Here is a 500-nt window from a genome sequence, read left to right as displayed (position 1 = left end):
GCCTATGTCATCTACACCTCAGGCTCCACCGGAACCCCAAAGGGCGTCATGGTCGAGCATCACAGCCTGGTCAATCTCACAGCATGGCATGTGCAAACATTTTGTCGGCAACCAGAAACCTGCTGCACACTCACGGCTGGAGTGGCATTCGATGCCAGCGCTTGGGAGTTATGGTCTGCATTATACAATCGCAGCACATTGCTGCTCCCACCCAGAGCGGCAGCAGGAGATCCTCTGCTTCTCCTGCAATGGTGGCGTGATCAACCACTGGACGCCGCCTTTTTAGTCACGCCGCTGGCTGCAACGGCATTGGAAGGCGAGCTGGTAACTCCCTTGTTGGAGTACTTGCTTATTGGCGGTGATCGTCTCCAGCGTGTGCCTTCCCGGCTACCGTCGCCTCTCAAGTTGATAAACAATTATGGCCCGACGGAAGTTACCGTCGTGGCAACCTCGGGACGGCTCTTCAGTGACAACGTTGTGCCACATATCGGGCGTCCGAT

Annotated in this window: 1 protein-coding gene; it reads left to right on the top strand. The window is 56.2% G+C overall.

Annotated elements, in window-relative coordinates; translation table 11 throughout:
- The coding region (locus AC0L2A_RS36375) for an AMP-binding protein (protein WP_473613004.1) at positions 1–500 on the top strand (500 nt) is incomplete at both ends.

The sequence above is a fragment of the Mesorhizobium sp. WSM4844 genome, from assembly GCF_055811775.1.
The sequence above is the reverse complement of the archived record's forward strand: the minus strand, read 5'-3'. Positions and strand labels throughout refer to the sequence as shown.